Source organism: Vibrio bathopelagicus (genome assembly GCF_014879975.1).
GTDB lineage: Bacteria > Pseudomonadota > Gammaproteobacteria > Enterobacterales > Vibrionaceae > Vibrio > Vibrio bathopelagicus.
Genome location: NZ_CP062500.1, coordinates 316,270 through 340,976, shown reverse-complemented (window position 1 = coordinate 340,976; position 24,707 = coordinate 316,270). Strand labels below are relative to the sequence as shown.

The window sequence follows — 24,707 nt, the reverse complement described above, 5'->3', positions numbered from 1 at the left end:
ACACTCATCGTAAATATCTTCGTATAAGGAGGTGATCCAGCCCCAGGTTCCCCTAGGGCTACCTTGTTACGACTTCACCCCAGTCATGAACCACAAAGTGGTGAGCGTCCTCCTCGAAAGGTTAAACTACCCACTTCTTTTGCAGCCCACTCCCATGGTGTGACGGGCGGTGTGTACAAGGCCCGGGAACGTATTCACCGTGACATTCTGATTCACGATTACTAGCGATTCCGACTTCATGGAGTCGAGTTGCAGACTCCAATCCGGACTACGACGCACTTTTTGGGATTCGCTCACTATCGCTAGCTTGCTGCCCTCTGTATGCGCCATTGTAGCACGTGTGTAGCCCTACTCGTAAGGGCCATGATGACTTGACGTCGTCCCCACCTTCCTCCGGTTTATCACCGGCAGTCTCCCTGGAGTTCCCGACATTACTCGCTGGCAAACAAGGATAAGGGTTGCGCTCGTTGCGGGACTTAACCCAACATTTCACAACACGAGCTGACGACAGCCATGCAGCACCTGTCTCAGAGCTCCCGAAGGCACACCTGCGTCTCCGCTGGCTTCTCTGGATGTCAAGAGTAGGTAAGGTTCTTCGCGTTGCATCGAATTAAACCACATGCTCCACCGCTTGTGCGGGCCCCCGTCAATTCATTTGAGTTTTAATCTTGCGACCGTACTCCCCAGGCGGTCTACTTAACGCGTTAGCTCCGAAAGCCACGGCTCAAGGCCACAACCTCCAAGTAGACATCGTTTACGGCGTGGACTACCAGGGTATCTAATCCTGTTTGCTCCCCACGCTTTCGCATCTGAGTGTCAGTGTCTGTCCAGGGGGCCGCCTTCGCCACTGGTATTCCTTCAGATCTCTACGCATTTCACCGCTACACCTGAAATTCTACCCCCCTCTACAGCACTCTAGTTCACCAGTTTCAAATGCAGTTCCGAGGTTGAGCCCCGGGCTTTCACATCTGACTTAATGAACCACCTGCATGCGCTTTACGCCCAGTAATTCCGATTAACGCTCGCACCCTCCGTATTACCGCGGCTGCTGGCACGGAGTTAGCCGGTGCTTCTTCTGTTGCTAACGTCAAGAGATAACGCTATTAACGTTACCCCCTTCCTCACAACTGAAAGTACTTTACAACCCGAAGGCCTTCTTCATACACGCGGCATGGCTGCATCAGGCTTTCGCCCATTGTGCAATATTCCCCACTGCTGCCTCCCGTAGGAGTCTGGACCGTGTCTCAGTTCCAGTGTGGCTGATCATCCTCTCAGACCAGCTAGGGATCGTCGCCTTGGTGAGCCATTACCTCACCAACTAGCTAATCCCACCTAGGCATATCTTGACGCGAGAGGTCCGAAGATCCCCCTCTTTGGCCCGTAGGCATTATGCGGTATTAGCCATCGTTTCCAATGGTTATCCCCCACATCAAGGCAATTTCCTAGGCATTACTCACCCGTCCGCCGCTCGACGCCCATTAAATCCTCCGAAGATTCAATAATGTCGTTTCCGCTCGACTTGCATGTGTTAGGCCTGCCGCCAGCGTTCAATCTGAGCCATGATCAAACTCTTCAATTTAAGATTTTGTGACTCAACGAATACTGACTTCAAAACTAATATTTACCGAAGTAAACATGTAATTCTAAAGCTATTACCATTCCAACAGAATGGTAATGAATTGACTGTGCCAAATAACCGAAGTTATTCGTATTGGTCACTCAGTTCATTGAAATCAATTTTGATTCCGAAGAATCTGTTTTATCTAACGATAAAACGTTTTGATATTCATCAACGAGTGCCCACACAGATTGATAGGTTTAAATTGTTAAAGAGCTTTGCTTTCAGCGCCTTAGCACATAAGCAGGACGCGTATAATACGCTTTCCACTTTGAAAGTCAACATAAAACTCTAAGAAACTTAGAACTCTATGGTGACTTGTCTAGAAACTAGACAAAGTCGAAATTAAAGCCTGGCGATGTCCTACTCTCACATGGGGAAACCCCACACTACCATCGGCGCTATTGTGTTTCACTTCTGAGTTCGGCATGGAATCAGGTGGGTCCACAATGCTATGGTCGCCAAGCAAATTTTAAAATTCGGAAAGCTATAATCTAAAAGTGTCTCTTCAAACTCATTCAAGGTCTGTCTTTGAGTCCACAAAACCCCTTGGGTGTTGTATGGTTAAGCCTCACGGGCAATTAGTACAGGTTAGCTCAATGCCTCGCAGCACTTACACACCCTGCCTATCAACGTCGTAGTCTACGACAACCCTTTAGGACGCTTATAGCGTCAGGGAAAACTCATCTCAAGGCTCGCTTCCCGCTTAGATGCTTTCAGCGGTTATCGATTCCGAACTTAGCTACCGGGCAATGCCATTGGCATGACAACCCGAACACCAGAGGTTCGTCCACTCCGGTCCTCTCGTACTAGGAGCAGCCCCTTTCAATTTTCCAACGCCCACGGCAGATAGGGACCGAACTGTCTCACGACGTTCTAAACCCAGCTCGCGTACCACTTTAAATGGCGAACAGCCATACCCTTGGGACCGACTTCAGCCCCAGGATGTGATGAGCCGACATCGAGGTGCCAAACACCGCCGTCGATATGAACTCTTGGGCGGTATCAGCCTGTTATCCCCGGAGTACCTTTTATCCGTTGAGCGATGGCCCTTCCATTCAGAACCACCGGATCACTATGACCTGCTTTCGCACCTGCTCGAATTGTCATTCTCGCAGTCAAGCGGGCTTATGCCATTGCACTAACCACACGATGTCCAACCGTGTTTAGCCCACCTTCGTGCTCCTCCGTTACTCTTTGGGAGGAGACCGCCCCAGTCAAACTACCCACCAGGCACTGTCCGTAACCCCGATTCAGGGGCCAACGTTAGAACATCAAAACTACAAGGGTGGTATTTCAAGGACGACTCCACCACATCTAGCGACGCGGTTTCATAGTCTCCCACCTATCCTACACATGTAGGTTCAATGTTCAGTGCCAAGCTGTAGTAAAGGTTCACGGGGTCTTTCCGTCTAGCCGCGGGTACACTGCATCTTCACAGCGATTTCAATTTCACTGAGTCTCGGGTGGAGACAGCGTGGCCATCATTACGCCATTCGTGCAGGTCGGAACTTACCCGACAAGGAATTTCGCTACCTTAGGACCGTTATAGTTACGGCCGCCGTTTACCGGGGCTTCGATCAAGAGCTTCGACCGAAGTCTAACCCCATCAATTAACCTTCCGGCACCGGGCAGGCGTCACACCGTATACGTCATCTTACGATTTTGCACAGTGCTGTGTTTTTAATAAACAGTTGCAGCCACCTGGTATCTGCGACTCTCGTCTGCTCCATCCGCAAGGGACTTCACTGATAAGAGCGTACCTTCTCCCGAAGTTACGGTACCATTTTGCCTAGTTCCTTCACCCGAGTTCTCTCAAGCGCCTTGGTATTCTCTACCCGACCACCTGTGTCGGTTTGGGGTACGATTCCTTACAATCTGAAGCTTAGAGGCTTTTCCTGGAAGCATGGCATCAATGACTTCACTACCGTAGTAGCTCGACATCGTATCTCAGCGTTAAAGAAAGTCCGGATTTACCTAAACTTTCCGCCTACATACTTGAACCTGGACAACCGTCGCCAGGCCCACCTAGCCTTCTCCGTCCCCCCATCGCAATTGTAAGAAGTACGGGAATATTAACCCGTTTCCCATCGACTACGCCTTTCGGCCTCGCCTTAGGAGTCGACTTACCCTGCCCCGATTAACGTTGGACAGGAACCCTTGGTCTTCCGGCGAGGGAGTTTTTCACTCCCTTTATCGTTACTCATGTCAGCATTCGCACTTCTGATACCTCCAGCAGCCCTTACAGACCACCTTCAACGGCTTACAGAACGCTCCCCTACCCCACATACCCTAAGGTACGTAGCCGCAGCTTCGGTGTATAGCTTAGCCCCGTTACATCTTCCGCGCAGGCCGACTCGACCAGTGAGCTATTACGCTTTCTTTAAATGATGGCTGCTTCTAAGCCAACATCCTGGCTGTCTGAGCCTTCCCACATCGTTTCCCACTTAGCTATACTTTGGGACCTTAGCTGGCGGTCTGGGTTGTTTCCCTCTCCACGACGGACGTTAGCACCCGCCGTGTGTCTCCCGGATAGTACTTACTGGTATTCGGAGTTTGCAAAGGGTTGGTAAGTCGGGATGACCCCCTAGCCTTAACAGTGCTCTACCCCCAGTAGTATTCGTCCGAGGCGCTACCTAAATAGCTTTCGGGGAGAACCAGCTATCTCCAGGTTTGATTGGCCTTTCACCCCTAGCCACAAGTCATCCGCTAATTTTTCAACATTAGTCGGTTCGGTCCTCCAGTTGATGTTACTCAACCTTCAACCTGCCCATGGCTAGATCACCTGGTTTCGGGTCTAATCCTAGCAACTGTACGCCCAGTTAAGACTCGGTTTCCCTACGGCTCCCCTAAACGGTTAACCTTGCTACTAAAATTAAGTCGCTGACCCATTATACAAAAGGTACGCAGTCACACCACGAAGGTGCTCCTACTGCTTGTACGTACACGGTTTCAGGTTCTATTTCACTCCCCTCACAGGGGTTCTTTTCGCCTTTCCCTCACGGTACTGGTTCACTATCGGTCAGTCAGTAGTATTTAGCCTTGGAGGATGGTCCCCCCATATTCAGACAGGATATCACGTGTCCCGCCCTACTCGATTTCACTGATTATGATGTGTCGGTTACGGGGCTATCACCCTTTATTGCGAGACTTTCCAGACTCTTCACCTGCATCATTAAAAGCTTAAGGGCTAATCCAATTTCGCTCGCCGCTACTTTCGGAATCTCGGTTGATTTCTCTTCCTCGGGGTACTTAGATGTTTCAGTTCCCCCGGTTTGCCTCCTGTTGCTATGTATTCACAACAGGATACGTGCTTATGCACGTGGGTTTCCCCATTCAGAAATCCCAGACTCAAAAGGTTATTACTACCTAATCTGGGCTTATCGCAAGTTATTACGTCTTTCATCGCCTCTGACTGCCAAGGCATCCACCGTGTACGCTTAGTCACTTAACCATACAACCCGAAAGGGTCTTAGTGTATGGCAACTAACCAAGGTTTTTGGTTGTCATCAAGAAGGGTTAATTCTTGATAACTGTTTGCCGGACTCAATTGTGAATCAAATAAATTTGATTCGAATACAAGACACTTGAATGTGTTTGTTGTGTTTATCTAATGAAAGATAAACATTGAGAACTTTTAAATTTGATTTGAATTACTCGTAAGTAATCAAATCAGTCAGCTTTCCAAATTGTTAAAGAGCTTGATTCATAAATGAACCATTTTTAAATACTCTGATAGAAGAGAATACTTAAAGATGGTATCCCGTAGGGGAGTCGAACCCCTGTTACCGCCGTGAAAGGGCGGTGTCCTAGGCCTCTAGACGAACGGGACACTAGTATCTCTTTTACTTTCTAAACCTAATCAATCTGTGTGGACACTCATCGTAAATATCTTCGTATAAGGAGGTGATCCAGCCCCAGGTTCCCCTAGGGCTACCTTGTTACGACTTCACCCCAGTCATGAACCACAAAGTGGTGAGCGTCCTCCTCGAAAGGTTAAACTACCCACTTCTTTTGCAGCCCACTCCCATGGTGTGACGGGCGGTGTGTACAAGGCCCGGGAACGTATTCACCGTGACATTCTGATTCACGATTACTAGCGATTCCGACTTCATGGAGTCGAGTTGCAGACTCCAATCCGGACTACGACGCACTTTTTGGGATTCGCTCACTATCGCTAGCTTGCTGCCCTCTGTATGCGCCATTGTAGCACGTGTGTAGCCCTACTCGTAAGGGCCATGATGACTTGACGTCGTCCCCACCTTCCTCCGGTTTATCACCGGCAGTCTCCCTGGAGTTCCCGACATTACTCGCTGGCAAACAAGGATAAGGGTTGCGCTCGTTGCGGGACTTAACCCAACATTTCACAACACGAGCTGACGACAGCCATGCAGCACCTGTCTCAGAGCTCCCGAAGGCACACCTGCGTCTCCGCTGGCTTCTCTGGATGTCAAGAGTAGGTAAGGTTCTTCGCGTTGCATCGAATTAAACCACATGCTCCACCGCTTGTGCGGGCCCCCGTCAATTCATTTGAGTTTTAATCTTGCGACCGTACTCCCCAGGCGGTCTACTTAACGCGTTAGCTCCGAAAGCCACGGCTCAAGGCCACAACCTCCAAGTAGACATCGTTTACGGCGTGGACTACCAGGGTATCTAATCCTGTTTGCTCCCCACGCTTTCGCATCTGAGTGTCAGTGTCTGTCCAGGGGGCCGCCTTCGCCACTGGTATTCCTTCAGATCTCTACGCATTTCACCGCTACACCTGAAATTCTACCCCCCTCTACAGCACTCTAGTTCACCAGTTTCAAATGCAGTTCCGAGGTTGAGCCCCGGGCTTTCACATCTGACTTAATGAACCACCTGCATGCGCTTTACGCCCAGTAATTCCGATTAACGCTCGCACCCTCCGTATTACCGCGGCTGCTGGCACGGAGTTAGCCGGTGCTTCTTCTGTTGCTAACGTCAAGAGATAGCGCTATTAACACTACCCCCTTCCTCACAACTGAAAGTACTTTACAACCCGAAGGCCTTCTTCATACACGCGGCATGGCTGCATCAGGCTTTCGCCCATTGTGCAATATTCCCCACTGCTGCCTCCCGTAGGAGTCTGGACCGTGTCTCAGTTCCAGTGTGGCTGATCATCCTCTCAGACCAGCTAGGGATCGTCGCCTTGGTGAGCCATTACCTCACCAACTAGCTAATCCCACCTAGGCATATCTTGACGCGAGAGGTCCGAAGATCCCCCTCTTTGGCCCGTAGGCATTATGCGGTATTAGCCATCGTTTCCAATGGTTATCCCCCACATCAAGGCAATTTCCTAGGCATTACTCACCCGTCCGCCGCTCGACGCCCATTAACGCACCCGAAGGATTGTTAGTGTCGTTTCCGCTCGACTTGCATGTGTTAGGCCTGCCGCCAGCGTTCAATCTGAGCCATGATCAAACTCTTCAATTTAAGATTTTGTGACTCAACGAATACTGACTTCAAAACTACTATGTAATTTTAAAGCTATTACCATTCCAACAGAATGGTAATGAATTGACTGTGCCGATTAACTACAAGTAGTTAAACGTATTGGTCACTCAGTTCATTGAAATCAAGTTTGATTCCGAAGAATCTGTTTTATCTAACGATAAAACGTTTTGATATTTATCAACGAGTGCCCACACAGATTGATAGGTTTAAATTGTTAAAGAGCTTTGCTTTCAGTGCCTTAGCACGTAAGCAGGACGCGTATAATACGCTTTCCACTTTGAAAGTCAACATAAAACTCTAAGAAACTTAGAACTCTATGGTGACTTGTCTAGAAACTAGACAAAGTCGAAATTAAAGCCTGGCGATGTCCTACTCTCACATGGGGAAACCCCACACTACCATCGGCGCTATTGTGTTTCACTTCTGAGTTCGGCATGGAATCAGGTGGGTCCACAATGCTATGGTCGCCAAGCAAATTTTAAAATTCGGAAAGCTAATCTAAAAGTGTCTCTTCAAACTCATTCAAGGTCTGTCTTTGAGTCCACAAAACCCCTTGGGTGTTGTATGGTTAAGCCTCACGGGCAATTAGTACAGGTTAGCTCAATGCCTCGCAGCACTTACACACCCTGCCTATCAACGTCGTAGTCTACGACAACCCTTTAGGACGCTTATAGCGTCAGGGAAAACTCATCTCAAGGCTCGCTTCCCGCTTAGATGCTTTCAGCGGTTATCGATTCCGAACTTAGCTACCGGGCAATGCCATTGGCATGACAACCCGAACACCAGAGGTTCGTCCACTCCGGTCCTCTCGTACTAGGAGCAGCCCCTTTCAATTTTCCAACGCCCACGGCAGATAGGGACCGAACTGTCTCACGACGTTCTAAACCCAGCTCGCGTACCACTTTAAATGGCGAACAGCCATACCCTTGGGACCGACTTCAGCCCCAGGATGTGATGAGCCGACATCGAGGTGCCAAACACCGCCGTCGATATGAACTCTTGGGCGGTATCAGCCTGTTATCCCCGGAGTACCTTTTATCCGTTGAGCGATGGCCCTTCCATTCAGAACCACCGGATCACTATGACCTGCTTTCGCACCTGCTCGAATTGTCATTCTCGCAGTCAAGCGGGCTTATGCCATTGCACTAACCACACGATGTCCAACCGTGTTTAGCCCACCTTCGTGCTCCTCCGTTACTCTTTGGGAGGAGACCGCCCCAGTCAAACTACCCACCAGGCACTGTCCGTAACCCCGATTCAGGGGCCAACGTTAGAACATCAAAACTACAAGGGTGGTATTTCAAGGACGACTCCACCACATCTAGCGACGCGGTTTCATAGTCTCCCACCTATCCTACACATGTAGGTTCAATGTTCAGTGCCAAGCTGTAGTAAAGGTTCACGGGGTCTTTCCGTCTAGCCGCGGGTACACTGCATCTTCACAGCGATTTCAATTTCACTGAGTCTCGGGTGGAGACAGCGTGGCCATCATTACGCCATTCGTGCAGGTCGGAACTTACCCGACAAGGAATTTCGCTACCTTAGGACCGTTATAGTTACGGCCGCCGTTTACCGGGGCTTCGATCAAGAGCTTCGACCGAAGTCTAACCCCATCAATTAACCTTCCGGCACCGGGCAGGCGTCACACCGTATACGTCATCTTACGATTTTGCACAGTGCTGTGTTTTTAATAAACAGTTGCAGCCACCTGGTATCTGCGACTCTCGTCTGCTCCATCCGCAAGGGACTTCACTGATAAGAGCGTACCTTCTCCCGAAGTTACGGTACCATTTTGCCTAGTTCCTTCACCCGAGTTCTCTCAAGCGCCTTGGTATTCTCTACCCGACCACCTGTGTCGGTTTGGGGTACGATTCCTTACAATCTGAAGCTTAGAGGCTTTTCCTGGAAGCATGGCATCAATGACTTCACTACCGTAGTAGCTCGACATCGTATCTCAGCGTTAAAGAAAGTCCGGATTTACCTAAACTTTCCGCCTACATACTTGAACCTGGACAACCGTCGCCAGGCCCACCTAGCCTTCTCCGTCCCCCCATCGCAATTGTAAGAAGTACGGGAATATTAACCCGTTTCCCATCGACTACGCCTTTCGGCCTCGCCTTAGGAGTCGACTTACCCTGCCCCGATTAACGTTGGACAGGAACCCTTGGTCTTCCGGCGAGGGAGTTTTTCACTCCCTTTATCGTTACTCATGTCAGCATTCGCACTTCTGATACCTCCAGCAGCCCTTACAGACCACCTTCAACGGCTTACAGAACGCTCCCCTACCCCACATACCCTAAGGTACGTAGCCGCAGCTTCGGTGTATAGCTTAGCCCCGTTACATCTTCCGCGCAGGCCGACTCGACCAGTGAGCTATTACGCTTTCTTTAAATGATGGCTGCTTCTAAGCCAACATCCTGGCTGTCTGAGCCTTCCCACATCGTTTCCCACTTAGCTATACTTTGGGACCTTAGCTGGCGGTCTGGGTTGTTTCCCTCTCCACGACGGACGTTAGCACCCGCCGTGTGTCTCCCGGATAGTACTTACTGGTATTCGGAGTTTGCAAAGGGTTGGTAAGTCGGGATGACCCCCTAGCCTTAACAGTGCTCTACCCCCAGTAGTATTCGTCCGAGGCGCTACCTAAATAGCTTTCGGGGAGAACCAGCTATCTCCAGGTTTGATTGGCCTTTCACCCCTAGCCACAAGTCATCCGCTAATTTTTCAACATTAGTCGGTTCGGTCCTCCAGTTGATGTTACTCAACCTTCAACCTGCCCATGGCTAGATCACCTGGTTTCGGGTCTAATCCTAGCAACTGTACGCCCAGTTAAGACTCGGTTTCCCTACGGCTCCCCTAAACGGTTAACCTTGCTACTAAAATTAAGTCGCTGACCCATTATACAAAAGGTACGCAGTCACACCACGAAGGTGCTCCTACTGCTTGTACGTACACGGTTTCAGGTTCTATTTCACTCCCCTCACAGGGGTTCTTTTCGCCTTTCCCTCACGGTACTGGTTCACTATCGGTCAGTCAGTAGTATTTAGCCTTGGAGGATGGTCCCCCCATATTCAGACAGGATATCACGTGTCCCGCCCTACTCGATTTCACTGATTATGATGTGTCGGTTACGGGGCTATCACCCTTTATTGCGAGACTTTCCAGACTCTTCACCTGCATCATTAAAAGCTTAAGGGCTAATCCAATTTCGCTCGCCGCTACTTTCGGAATCTCGGTTGATTTCTCTTCCTCGGGGTACTTAGATGTTTCAGTTCCCCCGGTTTGCCTCCTGTTGCTATGTATTCACAACAGGATACGTGCTTATGCACGTGGGTTTCCCCATTCAGAAATCCCAGACTCAAAAGGTTATTACTACCTAATCTGGGCTTATCGCAAGTTATTACGTCTTTCATCGCCTCTGACTGCCAAGGCATCCACCGTGTACGCTTAGTCACTTAACCATACAACCCGAAAGGGTCTTAGTGTATGGCAACTAACCAAGGTTTTTGGTTGTCATCAAGAAGGGTTAATTCTTGATAACTGTTTGCCGGACTCAATTGTGAATCAAATAAATTTGATTCGAATACAAGACACTTGAATGTGTTTGTTGTGTTTATCTAATGAAAGATAAACATTGAGAACTTTTAAATTTGATTTGAATTACTCGTAAGTAATCAAATCAGTCAGCTTTCCAAATTGTTAAAGAGCATAAAGCAAAAAGCTTTAATCAATAACTTACGTTATTAATTAAAGCTCTGGCTTTAACTAAATCTAAACCATCAATCTGTGTGGACACTCATCGTAAGTATCTTCGTATAAGGAGGTGATCCAGCCCCAGGTTCCCCTAGGGCTACCTTGTTACGACTTCACCCCAGTCATGAACCACAAAGTGGTGAGCGTCCTCCTCGAAAGGTTAAACTACCCACTTCTTTTGCAGCCCACTCCCATGGTGTGACGGGCGGTGTGTACAAGGCCCGGGAACGTATTCACCGTGACATTCTGATTCACGATTACTAGCGATTCCGACTTCATGGAGTCGAGTTGCAGACTCCAATCCGGACTACGACGCACTTTTTGGGATTCGCTCACTATCGCTAGCTTGCTGCCCTCTGTATGCGCCATTGTAGCACGTGTGTAGCCCTACTCGTAAGGGCCATGATGACTTGACGTCGTCCCCACCTTCCTCCGGTTTATCACCGGCAGTCTCCCTGGAGTTCCCGACATTACTCGCTGGCAAACAAGGATAAGGGTTGCGCTCGTTGCGGGACTTAACCCAACATTTCACAACACGAGCTGACGACAGCCATGCAGCACCTGTCTCAGAGCTCCCGAAGGCACACCTGCGTCTCCGCTGGCTTCTCTGGATGTCAAGAGTAGGTAAGGTTCTTCGCGTTGCATCGAATTAAACCACATGCTCCACCGCTTGTGCGGGCCCCCGTCAATTCATTTGAGTTTTAATCTTGCGACCGTACTCCCCAGGCGGTCTACTTAACGCGTTAGCTCCGAAAGCCACGGCTCAAGGCCACAACCTCCAAGTAGACATCGTTTACGGCGTGGACTACCAGGGTATCTAATCCTGTTTGCTCCCCACGCTTTCGCATCTGAGTGTCAGTGTCTGTCCAGGGGGCCGCCTTCGCCACTGGTATTCCTTCAGATCTCTACGCATTTCACCGCTACACCTGAAATTCTACCCCCCTCTACAGCACTCTAGTTCACCAGTTTCAAATGCAGTTCCGAGGTTGAGCCCCGGGCTTTCACATCTGACTTAATGAACCACCTGCATGCGCTTTACGCCCAGTAATTCCGATTAACGCTCGCACCCTCCGTATTACCGCGGCTGCTGGCACGGAGTTAGCCGGTGCTTCTTCTGTTGCTAACGTCAAGAGATAACGCTATTAACGTTACCCCCTTCCTCACAACTGAAAGTACTTTACAACCCGAAGGCCTTCTTCATACACGCGGCATGGCTGCATCAGGCTTTCGCCCATTGTGCAATATTCCCCACTGCTGCCTCCCGTAGGAGTCTGGACCGTGTCTCAGTTCCAGTGTGGCTGATCATCCTCTCAGACCAGCTAGGGATCGTCGCCTTGGTGAGCCATTACCTCACCAACTAGCTAATCCCACCTAGGCATATCTTGACGCGAGAGGTCCGAAGATCCCCCTCTTTGGCCCGTAGGCATTATGCGGTATTAGCCATCGTTTCCAATGGTTATCCCCCACATCAAGGCAATTTCCTAGGCATTACTCACCCGTCCGCCGCTCGACGCCCAACAAATCCTCCGAAGATTCAATGTTGTCGTTTCCGCTCGACTTGCATGTGTTAGGCCTGCCGCCAGCGTTCAATCTGAGCCATGATCAAACTCTTCAATTTAAGATTTTGTGACTCAACGAATACTGACTTCAAAACTACTGTGTAATTTTAAAGCTATTACCATTCCAACAGAATGGTAATGAATTGACTGTGCCAAATAACCCCTCTCTATAAAGAAAGTAATTATTCGTATTGGTCACTCAGTTCATTGAAATCAATTTTGATTCCGAAGAATCTGTTTCATCTAACGATAAAACGTTTTGATATTCATCAACGAGTGCCCACACAGATTGATAGGTTTAAATTGTTAAAGAGCTTCTCTTCGTTGTGACTTACATCACTTCGGAAGAGGCGGCCATTCTAGCGTTTTAATTCTCAGTGTCAAACACTTTTGAAAATTAATTTCTACTTTCTAAAAGTAGGAGCAAATAATCGCTTAAAGCTAGTTGCCTTACTAACATTCTTCGCTGAAGCCTTGTGGCGTCTACCGTGTCAGTGAGGCGGCATTATAGAGATGTTCGTCACATTGGCAAGTGTTTATTGCAGAAAAGCACAAAAATAGGGTTTAGATGACGAATAAACACCCAAAGCCTTATTTATGCAGGTTTAACTACAAAGTACCTACAAAATAACCACAGACTTATCCACAATCACTTTAATTTTATCCCCTAGAAACTAAAAAAAAGCTGCCTTGAGGCAGCTTTTTAAATAGCAATGAGTCTATATCCCAGAGCCATATTGCTCTCCATCATCTTCATGAAGACCACATTCACGTTTTAATCCATTAAAACGGGTTTCTTCTTCAGTCATACCCGGTTCCCATTTCTTAGTCGTATGAGTATCTCCAACAGAAAGGTAACCCTGCTCGCGAAGTGGGTGATAACTGAGGCCATGCTCTTCTAAGTAATAGTGAACATCTTTATTCGTCCAATCAATTACTGGCAAGAATTTAAATACACCATTTTGGATAGATAAAATCGGCAGGTTTGCACGCGATTGAGATTGCTCTCTTCGCAATCCTGAAAACCAAGTCCCAGCATCGAGTTCGTCTAGCGCTCGTCTCATCGGTTCTACTTTATTAAGCTTGTTGTACTTCTCTATTCCTTCGATACCTTGTTCCCAAAGTTGTCCATATTGAGCTTCTTGCCAATTAGAGCTTTGTTGTGAACGAAATACTTGCAGGTTAAGAGTCAACTTCTTACTTAACTCATCGATAAAACGGTACGTTTCAGGGAACAGGTAGCCAGTATCCGTTAGGATAACCGGAATGTCCGGCTTGGCTTGAGTCACTAAGTGCAGCATCAACGCAGCTTGAATCCCGAAACTTGAAGACACGACATGCGTTCCTTCTAAATTTTCTAGAGCCCACTTAACTCTTTCTATTGCTGTTAGCTGTTCTAACTCAGCATTAATTTGTCCAAGACGAAGTATCTGCTCCGTCTTAGTCAATGCGAGTAGTTCTGCTAACTTCAATTTTGAAGCGACAGAATTATGCATGTAGATCCCTCTTTGAAATGATCACCTCTTCGATGATGCCTGTTCGGATTGTAAAATCACCGAACCCTTCATTGTCTTTACGCTCTGTAGCCCAACGCCCCACCAGCGCATCAATCTCTTCTAAGATCTGAGCAGATGTGATGTTCTCTTTATACATCTTAGGAATACGAGTTCCGGCCTTGTTGCCACCTAGATGCATGTTATAACGCCCGGGAGCTTTACCGATTAAACCGATTTCAGCCAACATTGCACGACCACAACCGTTTGGACAACCCGTGATACGGAGGATTATGTTGTCTTCTTCTGGTAGTCCATGTTTCTTCAGAATGCCTTCGACATCTGTTACGAACTCAGGTAGAAAACGCTCCGCTTCAGCCATTGCTAAAGGACATGTTGGAAATGCCACACACGCCATGGAGTTTTTACGTTGCTCAGAAACAGCGTCATCCATCAAGCCGTATTGGCGCGCCAGTTTCTCAATCTTGGCCTTTTGGCTAGTCGAAACACCCGCAACAATCAGATTTTGGTTTGCAGTCATACGGAAATCACCTTTGTGGATCTTCGCAATTTCAGCAACACCCGTTTTCAAAGACTTCCCAGGGAAATCAAGTAAGCGACCATTTTCAATGAATAGTGCTAAGTGGTGCTTACCGTCAATACCTTCCGCCCAACCAATACGGTCTCCACGGCCAGTAAACTCATAAGGACGGCTTTCAGAAAACTCAACGCCTGCACGTTTCTCTACTTCTGCTTTGAATACATCAATACCAACACGATCGAGTGTGTATTTGGTTTTTGCGTTCTTACGGTTCGAACGGTTACCCCAATCACGCTGAGTCGTTACCACCGCAGCGGCGACATCTAACGTTTTATCTAATGGCACAAAACCAAAGTCGTCAGCTTTACGTGCATAAGTAGAAGTATCACCGTGTGTCATTGCAAGGCCGCCACCGACTAACACGTTAAAGCCCACCAGCTTTCCGTCTTTAGCAATCGCGACAAAGTTAAGATCATTCGCATGAACATCGACGTCATTCTGTGGAGGAATCACAACCGTCGTCTTAAACTTACGCGGTAGATAATTACTACCTAAGATTGGCTCTTCATCCGTTGTCTCTAGTTTTTCACCATCTAACCAGATTTCTGCGTAAGCACGCGTCTTAGGTAATAGATGCTCACTGATCTTTTTCGCCCACTCATAAGCTTCTTGGTGCAGCTCAGACTCAACCGGGTTTGTCGTACACAAAACATTTCGGTTTACGTCACCCGCAGTAGCAATTGAATCGATACCAATACTGTTTAGCGTTTGGTGCATCAACTTAATGTTCGGCTTCAATACACCATGGAACTGGAAGGTTTGACGTGTTGTGAGACGGATAGAACCATAAGAGGTGCTTTCATCTGCGAATTTATCAATCGCTAACCACTGCTTCGGAGTGATGATCCCGCCAGGCATACGCGCACGCAGCATTACATTATGTAAAGGTTCTAGCTTTTGCTTGGTGCGTTCATTACGAATATCACGGTCGTCTTGTTGGTACATACCGTGGAAACGAATCAACTGAAAGTTATCTGCAGTAAAGCCACCAGTAATTCTATCTTGGAGATCTTGTTCAATCGTACCGCGAAGATTTTTACTTTCACGCTTAAGACGTTCGTTATCAGCCAAAGGTCCCAGTACTTGACCTAGCACTTCTTGCTCTATTACTTGCTTGCTCATTAGTACACATCCCTTTGGTAACGTTTCGCTTTACGTAAATCATTAATATATTGTTCAGCTTGTTCGCGGCTCTGATTGCCATGTTTTTCCGCTATCGTAACTAATGCTTCATGAACATCTTTTGCCATTCGAGTCGCATCACCACAAACATAGAGGTATGCGCCCTCTTGAAGCCATTGCCAAACCTGCTCTGCTTGTTCGATTAAACGATCTTGAACATAAACCTTTTCTTTTTGGTCACGACTAAAGGCAACATCAAGCTTGCTTAACGCACCAGACTTGAGATATTTCTGCCATTCAACTTGGTATAAGAAATCTTGCGTAAAGGTACGGTCACCGAAGAACAACCAGCTTTTGCCTTCAGCATCATTGTTTTCACGCTCTTGAACAAAACTGCGGAAGGGGGCGATACCTGTACCCGGGCCAACCATGATGATTGGTGTGCTGTCGTCTTGTGGCAGTTTGAAGTTATTGTTGTTCTCAACAAAAACCTTCACTTCACCACCTTCTTCAAGGCGTTGAGCTAAGAAGCTAGAAGCTCCACCTAAGCGAGACTCTTCGCCTTTTTGATATTCAACCAGACCAACCGTTAAGTGAACTTCTTCATCTACTTCTGCTTGGCTTGATGCAATAGAGTAGAGGCGTGGGGTAAGCTTACGTAGCAGGCCAATTAATTCATCAACCGATAGCTTGGTTTTCTTTTCAGCTAGCACATCAACGATTTGTGTATTACCAGCATATTCACGAAGCTTGTCTTTATCTTCCACCAGCTTGATTAACTTCTTGCTGCCCGATAACTCAGCAAACTTAGTCACAAGTTGAGGGTTTGAAGTCGTAATCTCAAATTTACTCACTAGCGCACTATGGATAGATAGATTGTCACCATCAACATCGACACTTTCAATACCCGATAACCCAACCTTAGAAAGAATCTGATTCGCGAGTTCTGAACTGTTTTCATACCACACACCTAGCGCATCGCCGGGTTGGTAGGTAATACCTGACTCATCAAGATCGATCTCGATATGACGAACATCTTTGCCCGAGTCACGCCCCGTGATCTTTTGGCTCGTCAATAGTGTCGCTGTATATGGATTTTGTTTGGTGTATTGCGAATGACCAGCAGCCGCTTGGCCTACTGGTAACTGAACGATATCAGCCTCAGCACCTGTCGATAGCGTCTCTTTTACTTGCTCTAATGCTTTAGCGCGCCATTCCGTTGCTGATTCTTCGTAATCAACATCACAATCAAGGCGATCGACAAACGATTTAGCACCAAGCTTAGCGAGGAAGTTATCGAAATCTTTAGCGGTTTGGCAAAAGAACTCATAGCTAGAGTCACCTAAACCAATCACACCGTATTGTAGATTCGATAATTTTGGCGCTTTCTTCGATTGAAGGAATTCATGCAACTCAATAGCATTATCAGGGGCTTCACCCTCACCATTGGTTGAAGCTACAAAAATGACGTGTGTCTCTTTGGCTAGATTCTTACCTTTATAATCACTTGCATCGAAAAGCTCGACAGCAATCCCTAAGGCTTTAGCTTCTGCCTCAAGCGATTCAGCGACGCCTTTCGCATTACCTGTTTGAGAAGCAAAGATAATACTTAGCTTTCCCGCAGGTTTAGCCGCTACTGCCGCGGCCGCTTGAGCGATAGGTGCAGCTGCACCCACAGGCTGAGCTTGGCTCACGCCCCACAGGTAACCACTGACCCATGCCAGTTGCTGAGAAGATAATTCAGAAACAGTTTGCTGAAGATGACCCAATTGTTGGTCATTAAGTGGTGCTGCTAGCCCAGGTAACTCGTTAGCCCCAGACTGTGCATTATTATTTTGTAAAGACTCTTTCTTATTTAAAGACATGGTCACGACATCCCTAATCATTGCGTGACGATAGATTAACCACTCCTTTTAATAACAAGAAAGAATAGAAAAGTATGTTTTATAACTTTTTGGAAGTAAAAACCGATTGAACCGTAAATTGACTTACTGGTTTTCAATGCGTACTTGCTGAAAGCCAACGGCCATTGCCGACTTAGATGCTAGGTCCAGATCTGCGTAATGGCACTCTTCACCATGAACATCAGTAAGCAGAACAAAGCCACCTCCCATATGGCGAAACTCCACAACCCAAGACCCTTCTTGAATTGAGGGCTCTATAATTGCTTCAACTAACAGGTTTTCTCTATATAAATTTCGTAATTCATTGAGTGTCATATTCCATCCCTTGCTTTGACCCCACAACATAGACCTTATAAGAATAGACGCTAATTAGATCTCTGTATTAAGGATGGTCGAAAGTGATGAATGTGCTAACTAATTCCAGAAAGATATAATCAATAGATATAAAAAAACGCCACTTAATAAAGTGACGTTCTTAAAATCCGTTCTAAATGAGCTTGAATAGCCTAAAAGCGCACTTCAGCGCCTGCGAACCAGCCGTCAACCATAACAAAGCTCTTGCCTAGTTCAGAGCTAAAGAACTCATCCGAATCTAGATCGATAACACGGTAACCACCACGCAGGGCAATTTCAGATTTTGACACAGGAATTCGGTACTGAACACCCGCCATCAAGTCAGTGCTCTTGATGCCACTGCTATCACCGAACTCCATCGTACCAATGATATCGAAGTTGGTGTCAGGAACATTGATCTCTGCATTACCGTAGAAACTCCAAGTAAACTCATCGAAACTGGTTTGCGCACCATTAGCTTTCGGTTCGATGTAGTTAGAGTTTGAGTATTGCGTGAACGTCACACCTGCATCAAAGTTCATCAACTTGTGATCTAACAATGTGTAATAGAAGGTGTAGTCGTACTTATCGAAGGCCAATGAATCCGCATCGACAGAAGTATAGCGAAAACTAGCGTTTGGTAGCATCGGGGCATTGTGCTCAAATGCGACATACAACGAAGGAGAGTTAGAGTCATCATCTTGTCTAACTTCGTTTAGCTTTGTACTTCCCCACCACATATCGGCACCGACTTTAGCCGTGTAAGAAAACTCTTCTTCAGCAGATACTGCCGAGCTTAAAGATAGCATTCCCACTAAAGCAATTAATGGCATTTTATTCATTTGAGGTAGCTCCAATTCCATATCGTTGTGCTAATTGTATGCACATTCATAGATTATTGGGGAAAATTCTACCACACATCTTAAATTCTAAAACGATAAACCGCTGACGATCAAAGATTTGACGACACCATGACCTTAGTAACGTCTTTGGTTAGAACTGTGTACAAAGTTTTTGAAAAACCAGATACCAAGTGCAATCACAATTAACCAAGGCAGCAACTTAAACACAACGCCCATCATACCTAAGACCAACATGACTGCTAACGCGACTCCGGTTGTAGCCAATACCGTCATAAACGTGATGCCTGTGACAAGTAGAGTTGCGACGAAAATAAGAACAAAGATTAATTCAAACATAATGGTCTCCCTAATGAGTTAATGACCTATCTTTCCTACTTTCTAGTATTGCAGCTTCTATACCAAGTTAAGAAAACCAGTAAACCCCTTACTTATCAATCAAATAAAAAGCCACACATCTTCATGCGTGGCTTTTAGGGAATATCTTGATGGTCAATTTAGCCTCTAATGGCGAATTTAGCCTTAAGTTTTTAAGCTCAAAATTTTCACCTCGAGGGAGGTTATACGTTTAGCTCTTTAGGAATCTTAGCCAATGCTGCCTGCACCACCTCGATACCCGCGCCTTTCTTATGCGCATTCTCACTAATGTAACGACGCCACTGTCTAGCACCCGGCATACTTTGGAACAAACCAAGCATGTGACGAGATATATGTCCTAGGCTTGCACCATTCGATAATTCACGCTCAATGTACGGGTACATCTCTTCAACTACTTGTGAGCGCTTCTTGATTGGCGTATCTAAGCCAAAGATCTGTTGGTCGACTTCAGCCAAGATAAACGGACTATGGTATGCCTCACGACCGATCATCACACCATCAAGGTGCTGCAAGTGCTCTTTAGTTTGATCAAGAGTCGTAATGCCACCATTTACAGCAATCACAAGATCAGAGAAATCTTTCTTAATTTGGTACGCACGGTCATAATTTAAAGGTGGGATCTCGCGGTTCTCTTTAGGGCTAAGGCCACTCAACCATGCTTTACGCGCGTGAATAGTAAATTGCTCACAGCCGCCTTTTTCAGAAACCGTCGAAACAAACTTAGTTAGAAACTCATAAGAGTCTTGGTCATCGATACCAATTCGCGTTTTCACAGTAATTGGAATATCAGTCACTTCTTTCATCGCCGATACGCAATCTGCCACCAGCTCAGGCTCAGCCATCAAGCATGCACCAAAGCGACCATTCTGAACTCGGTCTGAAGGACAACCTACGTTAAGGTTTACTTCATCATAGCCACGCTCACCAGCAAGCTTGGCACAAGCAGCTAAATCAACAGGGTTTGAACCACCAAGTTGAAGTGCAAGGGGATGTTCTTGTTCGTTATATTCTAGGAAGTCACCCTTACCATATAAGATCGCACCTGTGGTTACCATTTCCGTGTACAGAAGAGTCTGCTGAGAAAGCAAACGGTGAAAGTAACGACAGTGGCGGTCGGTCCAATCGAGCATGGGTGCAACGGATAAGCGGTTAGCCGCGTATTTACTAGTATTGTCAGGTTTCATAAGGTGTTACTCGAAATCTATATACTGTATATATATACAGCAATTTGCTAGAGTTGCCCCAAACTCACCCACTCAGTACGCATATAGTACGTATCGATGGAGTAGGACGAATGGCATCATTTAGCATTAAAAAAAGAACACTAAAAAGCGGTGAATCACGCTTCACAGTGGACATTGTAGTCAAAAAGAATTCGGCGATTATACACAGGGAATCGAAAACATTCAGGAAAAAAGAGCTCGCTAGAACCTATGCAAATAAACGGGTTCTTGAGCTAGAAAACCCTGATGAATCCGGACAGAAATCCGTACCGCTGTACGTACTTCTGGACAAGTTTATGGAAGAGCCTGATTTATGGGATAAAACAGGGCGAACGAAACAATACGTGGTCAAGCTATTGCGTGACTGCGACATATCCAAGATTGAAAGCGACAAGCTAAGAACTAGCGACTTAATCCAACACTGTAAAAACCGTAAAGGCGGAGGGGCTGGCGGTGCAACGGTCTATCACGATGTTGCTTACCTCCGTTCTGTCATGAAAAAAGCGAAACCTGTGTTCAATATCGCAGCCAACTTTCAGATATTTGATGAAGCAATTCCTGTTCTCATTGATATGGGGCTAATCGGTAAAAGCCAGAAGCGAACACGCCGCCCAACTTCAGAAGAACTCAAACGTTTAAAGCTTGGATTAGAACAACGTGAGTCATTCAGGCCAAACGGCAAAACTCGAATCCCATTCACCGACATTCTTGAATTCAGCATTCTTACTTGTATGCGAATTGGTGAAGTCTGCAACCTGCGTTGGGAAGACCTTAACCAAGAACATAAAACGATACTGGTTAGAGATAGAAAAGACCCAAGGAAGAAAGAAGGTAACCACATGGTTGTGCCGTTGCTTGGCGAGTCATTTGAGATCGCACTAAAACAACCAAACAAAGGTGAGCTTATTTTTCCATACAACTCACGAAGCGTTAGCGCAGGCTTTCAGAGAGTGAGGAACGAATTAGGAATTGAAGACTTGAGGTATCACGATTTACGGAGAGAGGGAGCAAGTAGGTTGTTTGAAAAGGGCTACTCAATAGAGGAAGTTGCTCAAGTTACTGGACATAGAAATCTAAACATTCTTTGGCAAGTTTATACTCAACTATACCCTGCAAAATTGCACTTAAAAGAGAACCAATAGTAATAAAGCCATCCAAGATGGCTTTGATTTGGTTTAACCAACTGTTTTAAATAAAAACAAAGACCACTACGTCCATAAATCCACTAGAGATACCAATCTCAATATTTATTTAGATCCACTCTTGCTCTTCAAATTCGATAGTCACTTCATTCTTAAACTCACCAGTATGTGCAGTTGAAGACGGTTCAACCATCATAAAATGAGTATCTGGTGTAGCTAATGGACAGTGATCAGTACCTTTTGGCACAACAAACATTTCTCCAGGATTTAAAACAATATTACCAGTGCGAAGTTGCAGAGTAAGCTGCCCTTTAAATACTAGAAAGAGCTCATCTTCATTCTCATGCTTATGCCAAAGCAACTCACCAACCCCCTTTGCAATCTTAACTAGCTGTCCATTTGATTCAGCTATAATCTTTGGCGTCCATGTTTCAGAAAACAACTCAAATTTTTCATTAACATTTATTTTATCCATAATAATCACCACACATATCAACAAATAACACAAATAATTCTCATTTCATTAAACTATCACCTACATCAGCCCACTATTGAGCATTTTATTGGAAAGTTAGATTTCATTTCTGAAACAAGCCTCATGGAACAATAAAAAATCCACTACTATGAGTGGACTTCTATACACAAAAGTCATACGAAAAATGATATTTAAAACACCTTAGTTTCGAGCCGTATGAGTCGGTTGTTATGCCTCCAGAAGATCGCGATAATCACAAGCATCGACGGTGGCAACCCCATAGATGTTAAATACTGAAGTAATTCAACCATAATCATTTAAACTCATTACGTAGGGTTTCCCATAGGCCAATTGCTAATGGAACTAAGGTACCCAAAAGCCCTCCATACTGAACGCCCGTTTCTGAAACGCTCGCAGTAAGTAGTTCAGGGTGTCCCGCAGCAAGAGCAATACCCGCCCCAATTAACGCAAGCCCTTTCTTAGTCGATAACTGTTTAAAATCTACTTTCATTGTTAGTCCCTAGCTGTTGATGCGCTTCCAGATATAAGCGCTGATTAAAGCGGTCAGAATCCCAACCGCCAAACGTTGCATTACTTCTTGTTTGGTCATACAAGCGCGACCCCTGCAGCTGCGTCATTCACCGAGTAATATCGCCCGACTTCCATGATGGACATGGCATGAACAAGACGAGTCATGAAATGATCGTCATAGAGATTTAAAGCGGCACTAGGATTTACACCAACCTTGCTAGCCACAAACTGAATGTAATTTTCGGTATCGTTGTTATCACTCTCTGGCGCCCAACGATGGATAATGCCCGAGAGCGTATTCAGTCCATAAAGGTTCTGATAGCTGCGGATGAGTTTGGTTGCGGCTCGAAAGCCGTACTTTGAATCCGAGAAGGTTTCAAAAGCCTTATCTTTCGATGGCGTGACCTTACCCGTCCAAGCGTTGCCACTAATGCGAATGTTGAGCGGGTTGTTATTACGAACCCCGCGATTAAGTTGTGATTTCATAACTTTTTGCCCCTGATATAGAGAAAGGATTAAGGCAATAACAATAAGTGCGCGAATCATGCAGCCTCCTGCGATTAGACTTACGACACGCCCAAACCAACCAAAGTCACATCACCACCATGCAGGAACACTCTCGACAAAATTTCTTTGTCCGTTCTTCCACTATCGGAGGTGTAAGCTGCATCGCCTCTTATCATCAGATGTAGAATGACTTTTTCTTTTCCTTTGATAAGTTCCTTATCAACCCATAAGACAGCCGTTTCATTTGCAGTGACTCGCTGCCCTAGCTCTGAAGGAGTGCCGTGAACCGTCGTACTTTTTAGGTCTAACTTTGTAACGTAACCATCGGGGGATTTGATGACGTTGCCTTGCTCATCAGCTAAAACAACAGCAAAGCCCAATTCTCCCTCAAAATTGGATAGGCGAAGCATGGTTGAAAGGTTGAAGAAAAACTTAACAAAGGGCTCATCACTTTCAGGTGCTAAAGAAATCAGTGGCAAGATATCCATGTCTCCAAATTCGGAGAACTCAGAGACACTGTATGTAAGCAAAAATCCGTCTAGGTCTTCGCTCCAACCATCTCGGCCACTTCGATAAAAATCACCTTGAATAATCGGTATCGCTAATGGCGCATCAGAACTGGGTTCGCCAGAGTTCATGTGCTCATACAGAAATTCGATTTTATTTCGACTGTTACCCGTAGGTAGCGGTGGTAATAGCATGTTAATACTCCAATATATGTGCTGTATCTGTATCAGGCTCTGTTCCTGACAAAGTGAATCCCGCTGTGGTTTCAAGCGTGACCGACTCACCCGCGACTAACTCAAAACCTTTAAGACTCAACACCCCTGTATTACTTGCAGGCGCTTTGATAATTATCCCTTTACGATTGGTATTAGCGGGAACAGGCATTGGCAATTCACCAGAACGCCCAAGGAGTTCATTACTAACAGCTACGCTTACTATCTGATTGGGTTCAAGGCGTACGCTCTGATTGGGTTCAAGACGTACTTCTGGCAGTTCGCTGACTTTCATACTTTGACCAGGTACCAATTCGATTTGCGGCATGGTTTGAATTTCTAACTTTTGCCCTTCAACTGGTGGGGTAAAATCCCCACGCCCATGCTCAAGTGAAAGGCTACCTTCACCACTAAGTAAGATGCGCCCCATTGGTTTTCCATAACGAAGAACCGAGCCACTAGGCAAAGTAAATTCCTCGCCAGCATCATCTAATCGAACTGACAATTTGCCTTTATACGACTCAATAAAAAGCCAACTAGATTCTATGGTTAAGGGAACGACTTGCCCTTTTATTAGAGTGATGTTCATTTTTTTACCGCCTTAAACAGAACAAAACCAAACACAAATACAATCACGGCCATAAGAACTAATTGCTGTTTATTGAGAGCGCTTTGTCCGTTGTCTTGTTTGAACTTGGCAAGCTCAGTTAGCTTGTCGAGGTTCTGTGTATTTTGAGCCGCTTGATTACCCGCAAGCCCTGCTATCATTTGAAGGTTTTCGCTATTACTTGAGCTGTATTCTTTGAGCGCACCATTGGCGAGCGCTAATGATTCATCGAGCGCGTCACCTGCAAAATCAAACGATTTAGCCACACTGCCATAATCGGTAGACGTAGCATTAATCGTTGACCCTTCAATACCACTAAGAGCAACACCGAGGTTGTCACCGCTAATAGCATTTTGACTACTGGTATTCTTTGTACTGGTGCTATTGCTTGAACTGGATTTACCACCCAT

The 24,707-nt window shown here is 46.2% G+C and carries 14 protein-coding genes, 1 tRNA gene and 7 rRNA genes; 1 reads left to right on the top strand and 21 read right to left on the bottom strand.

All coding sequences use genetic code 11. From position 1 onward, the window contains the following. Positions 1 to 24: 24 nt before the first annotated feature. From IHV80_RS01660 to dusA, 15 genes are all read right to left on the bottom strand, one after another. Positions 25 to 1,579, bottom strand: a 16S ribosomal RNA gene (locus tag IHV80_RS01660). A gap of 389 nt (positions 1,580 to 1,968) precedes the next feature. Next, a 5S ribosomal RNA gene (rrf, locus tag IHV80_RS01655) occupies positions 1,969 to 2,084 on the bottom strand. A gap of 94 nt (positions 2,085 to 2,178) precedes the next feature. After that, positions 2,179 to 5,072, bottom strand: a 23S ribosomal RNA gene (locus IHV80_RS01650). Between the two features lie 302 nt (positions 5,073 to 5,374). Beyond that, a tRNA-Glu gene (locus tag IHV80_RS01645) sits at positions 5,375 to 5,450 on the bottom strand. A 67-nt stretch (positions 5,451 to 5,517) separates the two neighbouring features. Beyond that, positions 5,518 to 7,072: ribosomal RNA gene (locus tag IHV80_RS01640) — 16S ribosomal RNA — on the bottom strand. 377 nt (positions 7,073 to 7,449) lie between these two features. Beyond that, positions 7,450 to 7,565: ribosomal RNA gene (gene rrf, locus IHV80_RS01635) — 5S ribosomal RNA — on the bottom strand. 92 nt (positions 7,566 to 7,657) lie between these two features. Continuing rightward, positions 7,658 to 10,551: ribosomal RNA gene (locus IHV80_RS01630) — 23S ribosomal RNA — on the bottom strand. Positions 10,552 to 10,906: 355 nt separating this feature from the next. Further along, a 16S ribosomal RNA gene (locus IHV80_RS01625) occupies positions 10,907 to 12,461 on the bottom strand. The 16S, 23S and 5S rRNA genes sit together here with 1 tRNA gene alongside, the layout of an rRNA operon. A gap of 660 nt (positions 12,462 to 13,121) precedes the next feature. Then, positions 13,122 to 13,898, bottom strand: coding sequence for a phosphoadenylyl-sulfate reductase (locus IHV80_RS01620; protein WP_192889856.1), 777 nt, complete (start codon positions 13,896 to 13,898; stop codon positions 13,122 to 13,124). Next, positions 13,891 to 15,618, bottom strand: a complete 1,728-nt coding sequence (cysI, locus tag IHV80_RS01615; protein ID WP_192889855.1) for an assimilatory sulfite reductase (NADPH) hemoprotein subunit — start codon at positions 15,616 to 15,618, stop codon at positions 13,891 to 13,893. The genes IHV80_RS01620 and cysI overlap by 8 nt, the downstream gene beginning before the upstream one ends. Beyond that, positions 15,618 to 17,483, bottom strand: a complete 1,866-nt coding sequence (locus IHV80_RS01610; RefSeq protein WP_192889854.1) for an assimilatory sulfite reductase (NADPH) flavoprotein subunit — start codon at positions 17,481 to 17,483, stop codon at positions 15,618 to 15,620. Before IHV80_RS01610 ends, cysI begins: the two co-directional genes overlap by 1 nt. Positions 17,484 to 17,606: 123 nt before the next feature. Then, a complete protein-coding gene (locus tag IHV80_RS01605; RefSeq protein WP_004735813.1) occupies positions 17,607 to 17,837 on the bottom strand; it encodes a hypothetical protein in 231 nt (76 codons plus the stop codon). Positions 17,838 to 18,028: 191 nt separating this feature from the next. After that, entirely contained in the window at positions 18,029 to 18,697 is a 669-nt protein-coding gene (locus IHV80_RS01600) for a TIGR04219 family outer membrane beta-barrel protein (protein ID WP_192889853.1), read from the bottom strand. Between the two features lie 135 nt (positions 18,698 to 18,832). Next, positions 18,833 to 19,054 (bottom strand): envelope stress response protein PspG, encoded by a 222-nt coding sequence (pspG, locus tag IHV80_RS01595; RefSeq protein ID WP_192889852.1) that lies wholly within the window; start codon positions 19,052 to 19,054, stop codon positions 18,833 to 18,835. Positions 19,055 to 19,275: 221 nt separating this feature from the next. Continuing rightward, entirely contained in the window at positions 19,276 to 20,277 is a 1,002-nt protein-coding gene (gene dusA, locus IHV80_RS01590; protein ID WP_192889851.1) for a tRNA dihydrouridine(20/20a) synthase DusA, read from the bottom strand. Between the two features lie 110 nt (positions 20,278 to 20,387). On the opposite strand from dusA, the gene IHV80_RS01585 reads away from it, so the two are divergent. Continuing rightward, positions 20,388 to 21,458 (top strand): site-specific integrase, encoded by a 1,071-nt coding sequence (locus IHV80_RS01585; RefSeq protein WP_192889850.1) that lies wholly within the window; start codon positions 20,388 to 20,390, stop codon positions 21,456 to 21,458. 109 nt (positions 21,459 to 21,567) lie between these two features. Here IHV80_RS01585 and IHV80_RS01580 read toward each other — a convergent pair whose 3' ends face one another. The 6 genes from IHV80_RS01580 to IHV80_RS01555 form a co-directional block, all read right to left on the bottom strand. After that, positions 21,568 to 21,933 (bottom strand): cupin domain-containing protein, encoded by a 366-nt coding sequence (locus IHV80_RS01580; RefSeq protein ID WP_192889849.1) that lies wholly within the window; start codon positions 21,931 to 21,933, stop codon positions 21,568 to 21,570. 313 nt (positions 21,934 to 22,246) lie between these two features. Further along, on the bottom strand, positions 22,247 to 22,444 hold the full coding sequence (locus IHV80_RS01575) for a hypothetical protein (protein WP_048667348.1): 198 nt from the start codon (positions 22,442 to 22,444) through the stop codon (positions 22,247 to 22,249). A 95-nt stretch (positions 22,445 to 22,539) separates the two neighbouring features. Further along, the gene (locus IHV80_RS01570) at positions 22,540 to 23,010 is read right to left on the bottom strand and encodes a structural protein (protein WP_192889848.1); all 471 of its coding nucleotides are present in this window, start codon (positions 23,008 to 23,010) and stop codon (positions 22,540 to 22,542) included. Between the two features lie 20 nt (positions 23,011 to 23,030). Further along, positions 23,031 to 23,672: a hypothetical protein gene (locus tag IHV80_RS01565; RefSeq protein WP_192889847.1), complete on the bottom strand. Its 642-nt coding sequence runs from the start codon at positions 23,670 to 23,672 to the stop codon at positions 23,031 to 23,033. Position 23,673: 1 nt separating this feature from the next. Beyond that, positions 23,674 to 24,279, bottom strand: coding sequence for a hypothetical protein (locus IHV80_RS01560; RefSeq protein WP_192889846.1), 606 nt, complete (start codon positions 24,277 to 24,279; stop codon positions 23,674 to 23,676). Beyond that, positions 24,276 to 24,707 carry a hypothetical protein gene (locus tag IHV80_RS01555; RefSeq protein ID WP_017080092.1) on the bottom strand — a complete coding sequence of 144 codons (432 nt, stop codon included), beginning with the start codon at positions 24,705 to 24,707 and terminating at the stop codon, positions 24,276 to 24,278. The genes IHV80_RS01560 and IHV80_RS01555 overlap by 4 nt, the downstream gene beginning before the upstream one ends.

What these genes read in the sequence shown, in the direction of transcription:
- IHV80_RS01570 (WP_192889848.1), bottom strand. Translation starts at nt 23,010, where the DNA reads ATGATTCGCGCACTTATTGTTATTGCCTTAATCCTTTCTCTATATCAG.
- cysI (WP_192889855.1), bottom strand. Translation starts at nt 15,618, where the DNA reads ATGAGCAAGCAAGTAATAGAGCAAGAAGTGCTAGGTCAAGTACTGGGA.
- IHV80_RS01580 (WP_192889849.1), bottom strand. Translation starts at nt 21,933, where the DNA reads ATGGATAAAATAAATGTTAATGAAAAATTTGAGTTGTTTTCTGAAACA.
- IHV80_RS01610 (WP_192889854.1), bottom strand. Translation starts at nt 17,483, where the DNA reads ATGTCTTTAAATAAGAAAGAGTCTTTACAAAATAATAATGCACAGTCT.
- IHV80_RS01555 (WP_017080092.1), bottom strand. Translation starts at nt 24,707, where the DNA reads ATGGGTGGTAAATCCAGTTCAAGCAATAGCACCAGTACAAAGAATACC.
- IHV80_RS01565 (WP_192889847.1), bottom strand. Translation starts at nt 23,672, where the DNA reads ATGCTATTACCACCGCTACCTACGGGTAACAGTCGAAATAAAATCGAA.
- pspG (WP_192889852.1), bottom strand. Translation starts at nt 19,054, where the DNA reads ATGTTTGAATTAATCTTTGTTCTTATTTTCGTCGCAACTCTACTTGTC.
- IHV80_RS01585 (WP_192889850.1), top strand. Translation starts at nt 20,388, where the DNA reads ATGGCATCATTTAGCATTAAAAAAAGAACACTAAAAAGCGGTGAATCA.
- IHV80_RS01600 (WP_192889853.1), bottom strand. Translation starts at nt 18,697, where the DNA reads ATGAATAAAATGCCATTAATTGCTTTAGTGGGAATGCTATCTTTAAGC.
- IHV80_RS01605 (WP_004735813.1), bottom strand. Translation starts at nt 17,837, where the DNA reads ATGACACTCAATGAATTACGAAATTTATATAGAGAAAACCTGTTAGTT.
- IHV80_RS01575 (WP_048667348.1), bottom strand. Translation starts at nt 22,444, where the DNA reads ATGAAAGTAGATTTTAAACAGTTATCGACTAAGAAAGGGCTTGCGTTA.
- IHV80_RS01560 (WP_192889846.1), bottom strand. Translation starts at nt 24,279, where the DNA reads ATGAACATCACTCTAATAAAAGGGCAAGTCGTTCCCTTAACCATAGAA.
- dusA (WP_192889851.1), bottom strand. Translation starts at nt 20,277, where the DNA reads ATGAAACCTGACAATACTAGTAAATACGCGGCTAACCGCTTATCCGTT.
- IHV80_RS01620 (WP_192889856.1), bottom strand. Translation starts at nt 13,898, where the DNA reads ATGCATAATTCTGTCGCTTCAAAATTGAAGTTAGCAGAACTACTCGCA.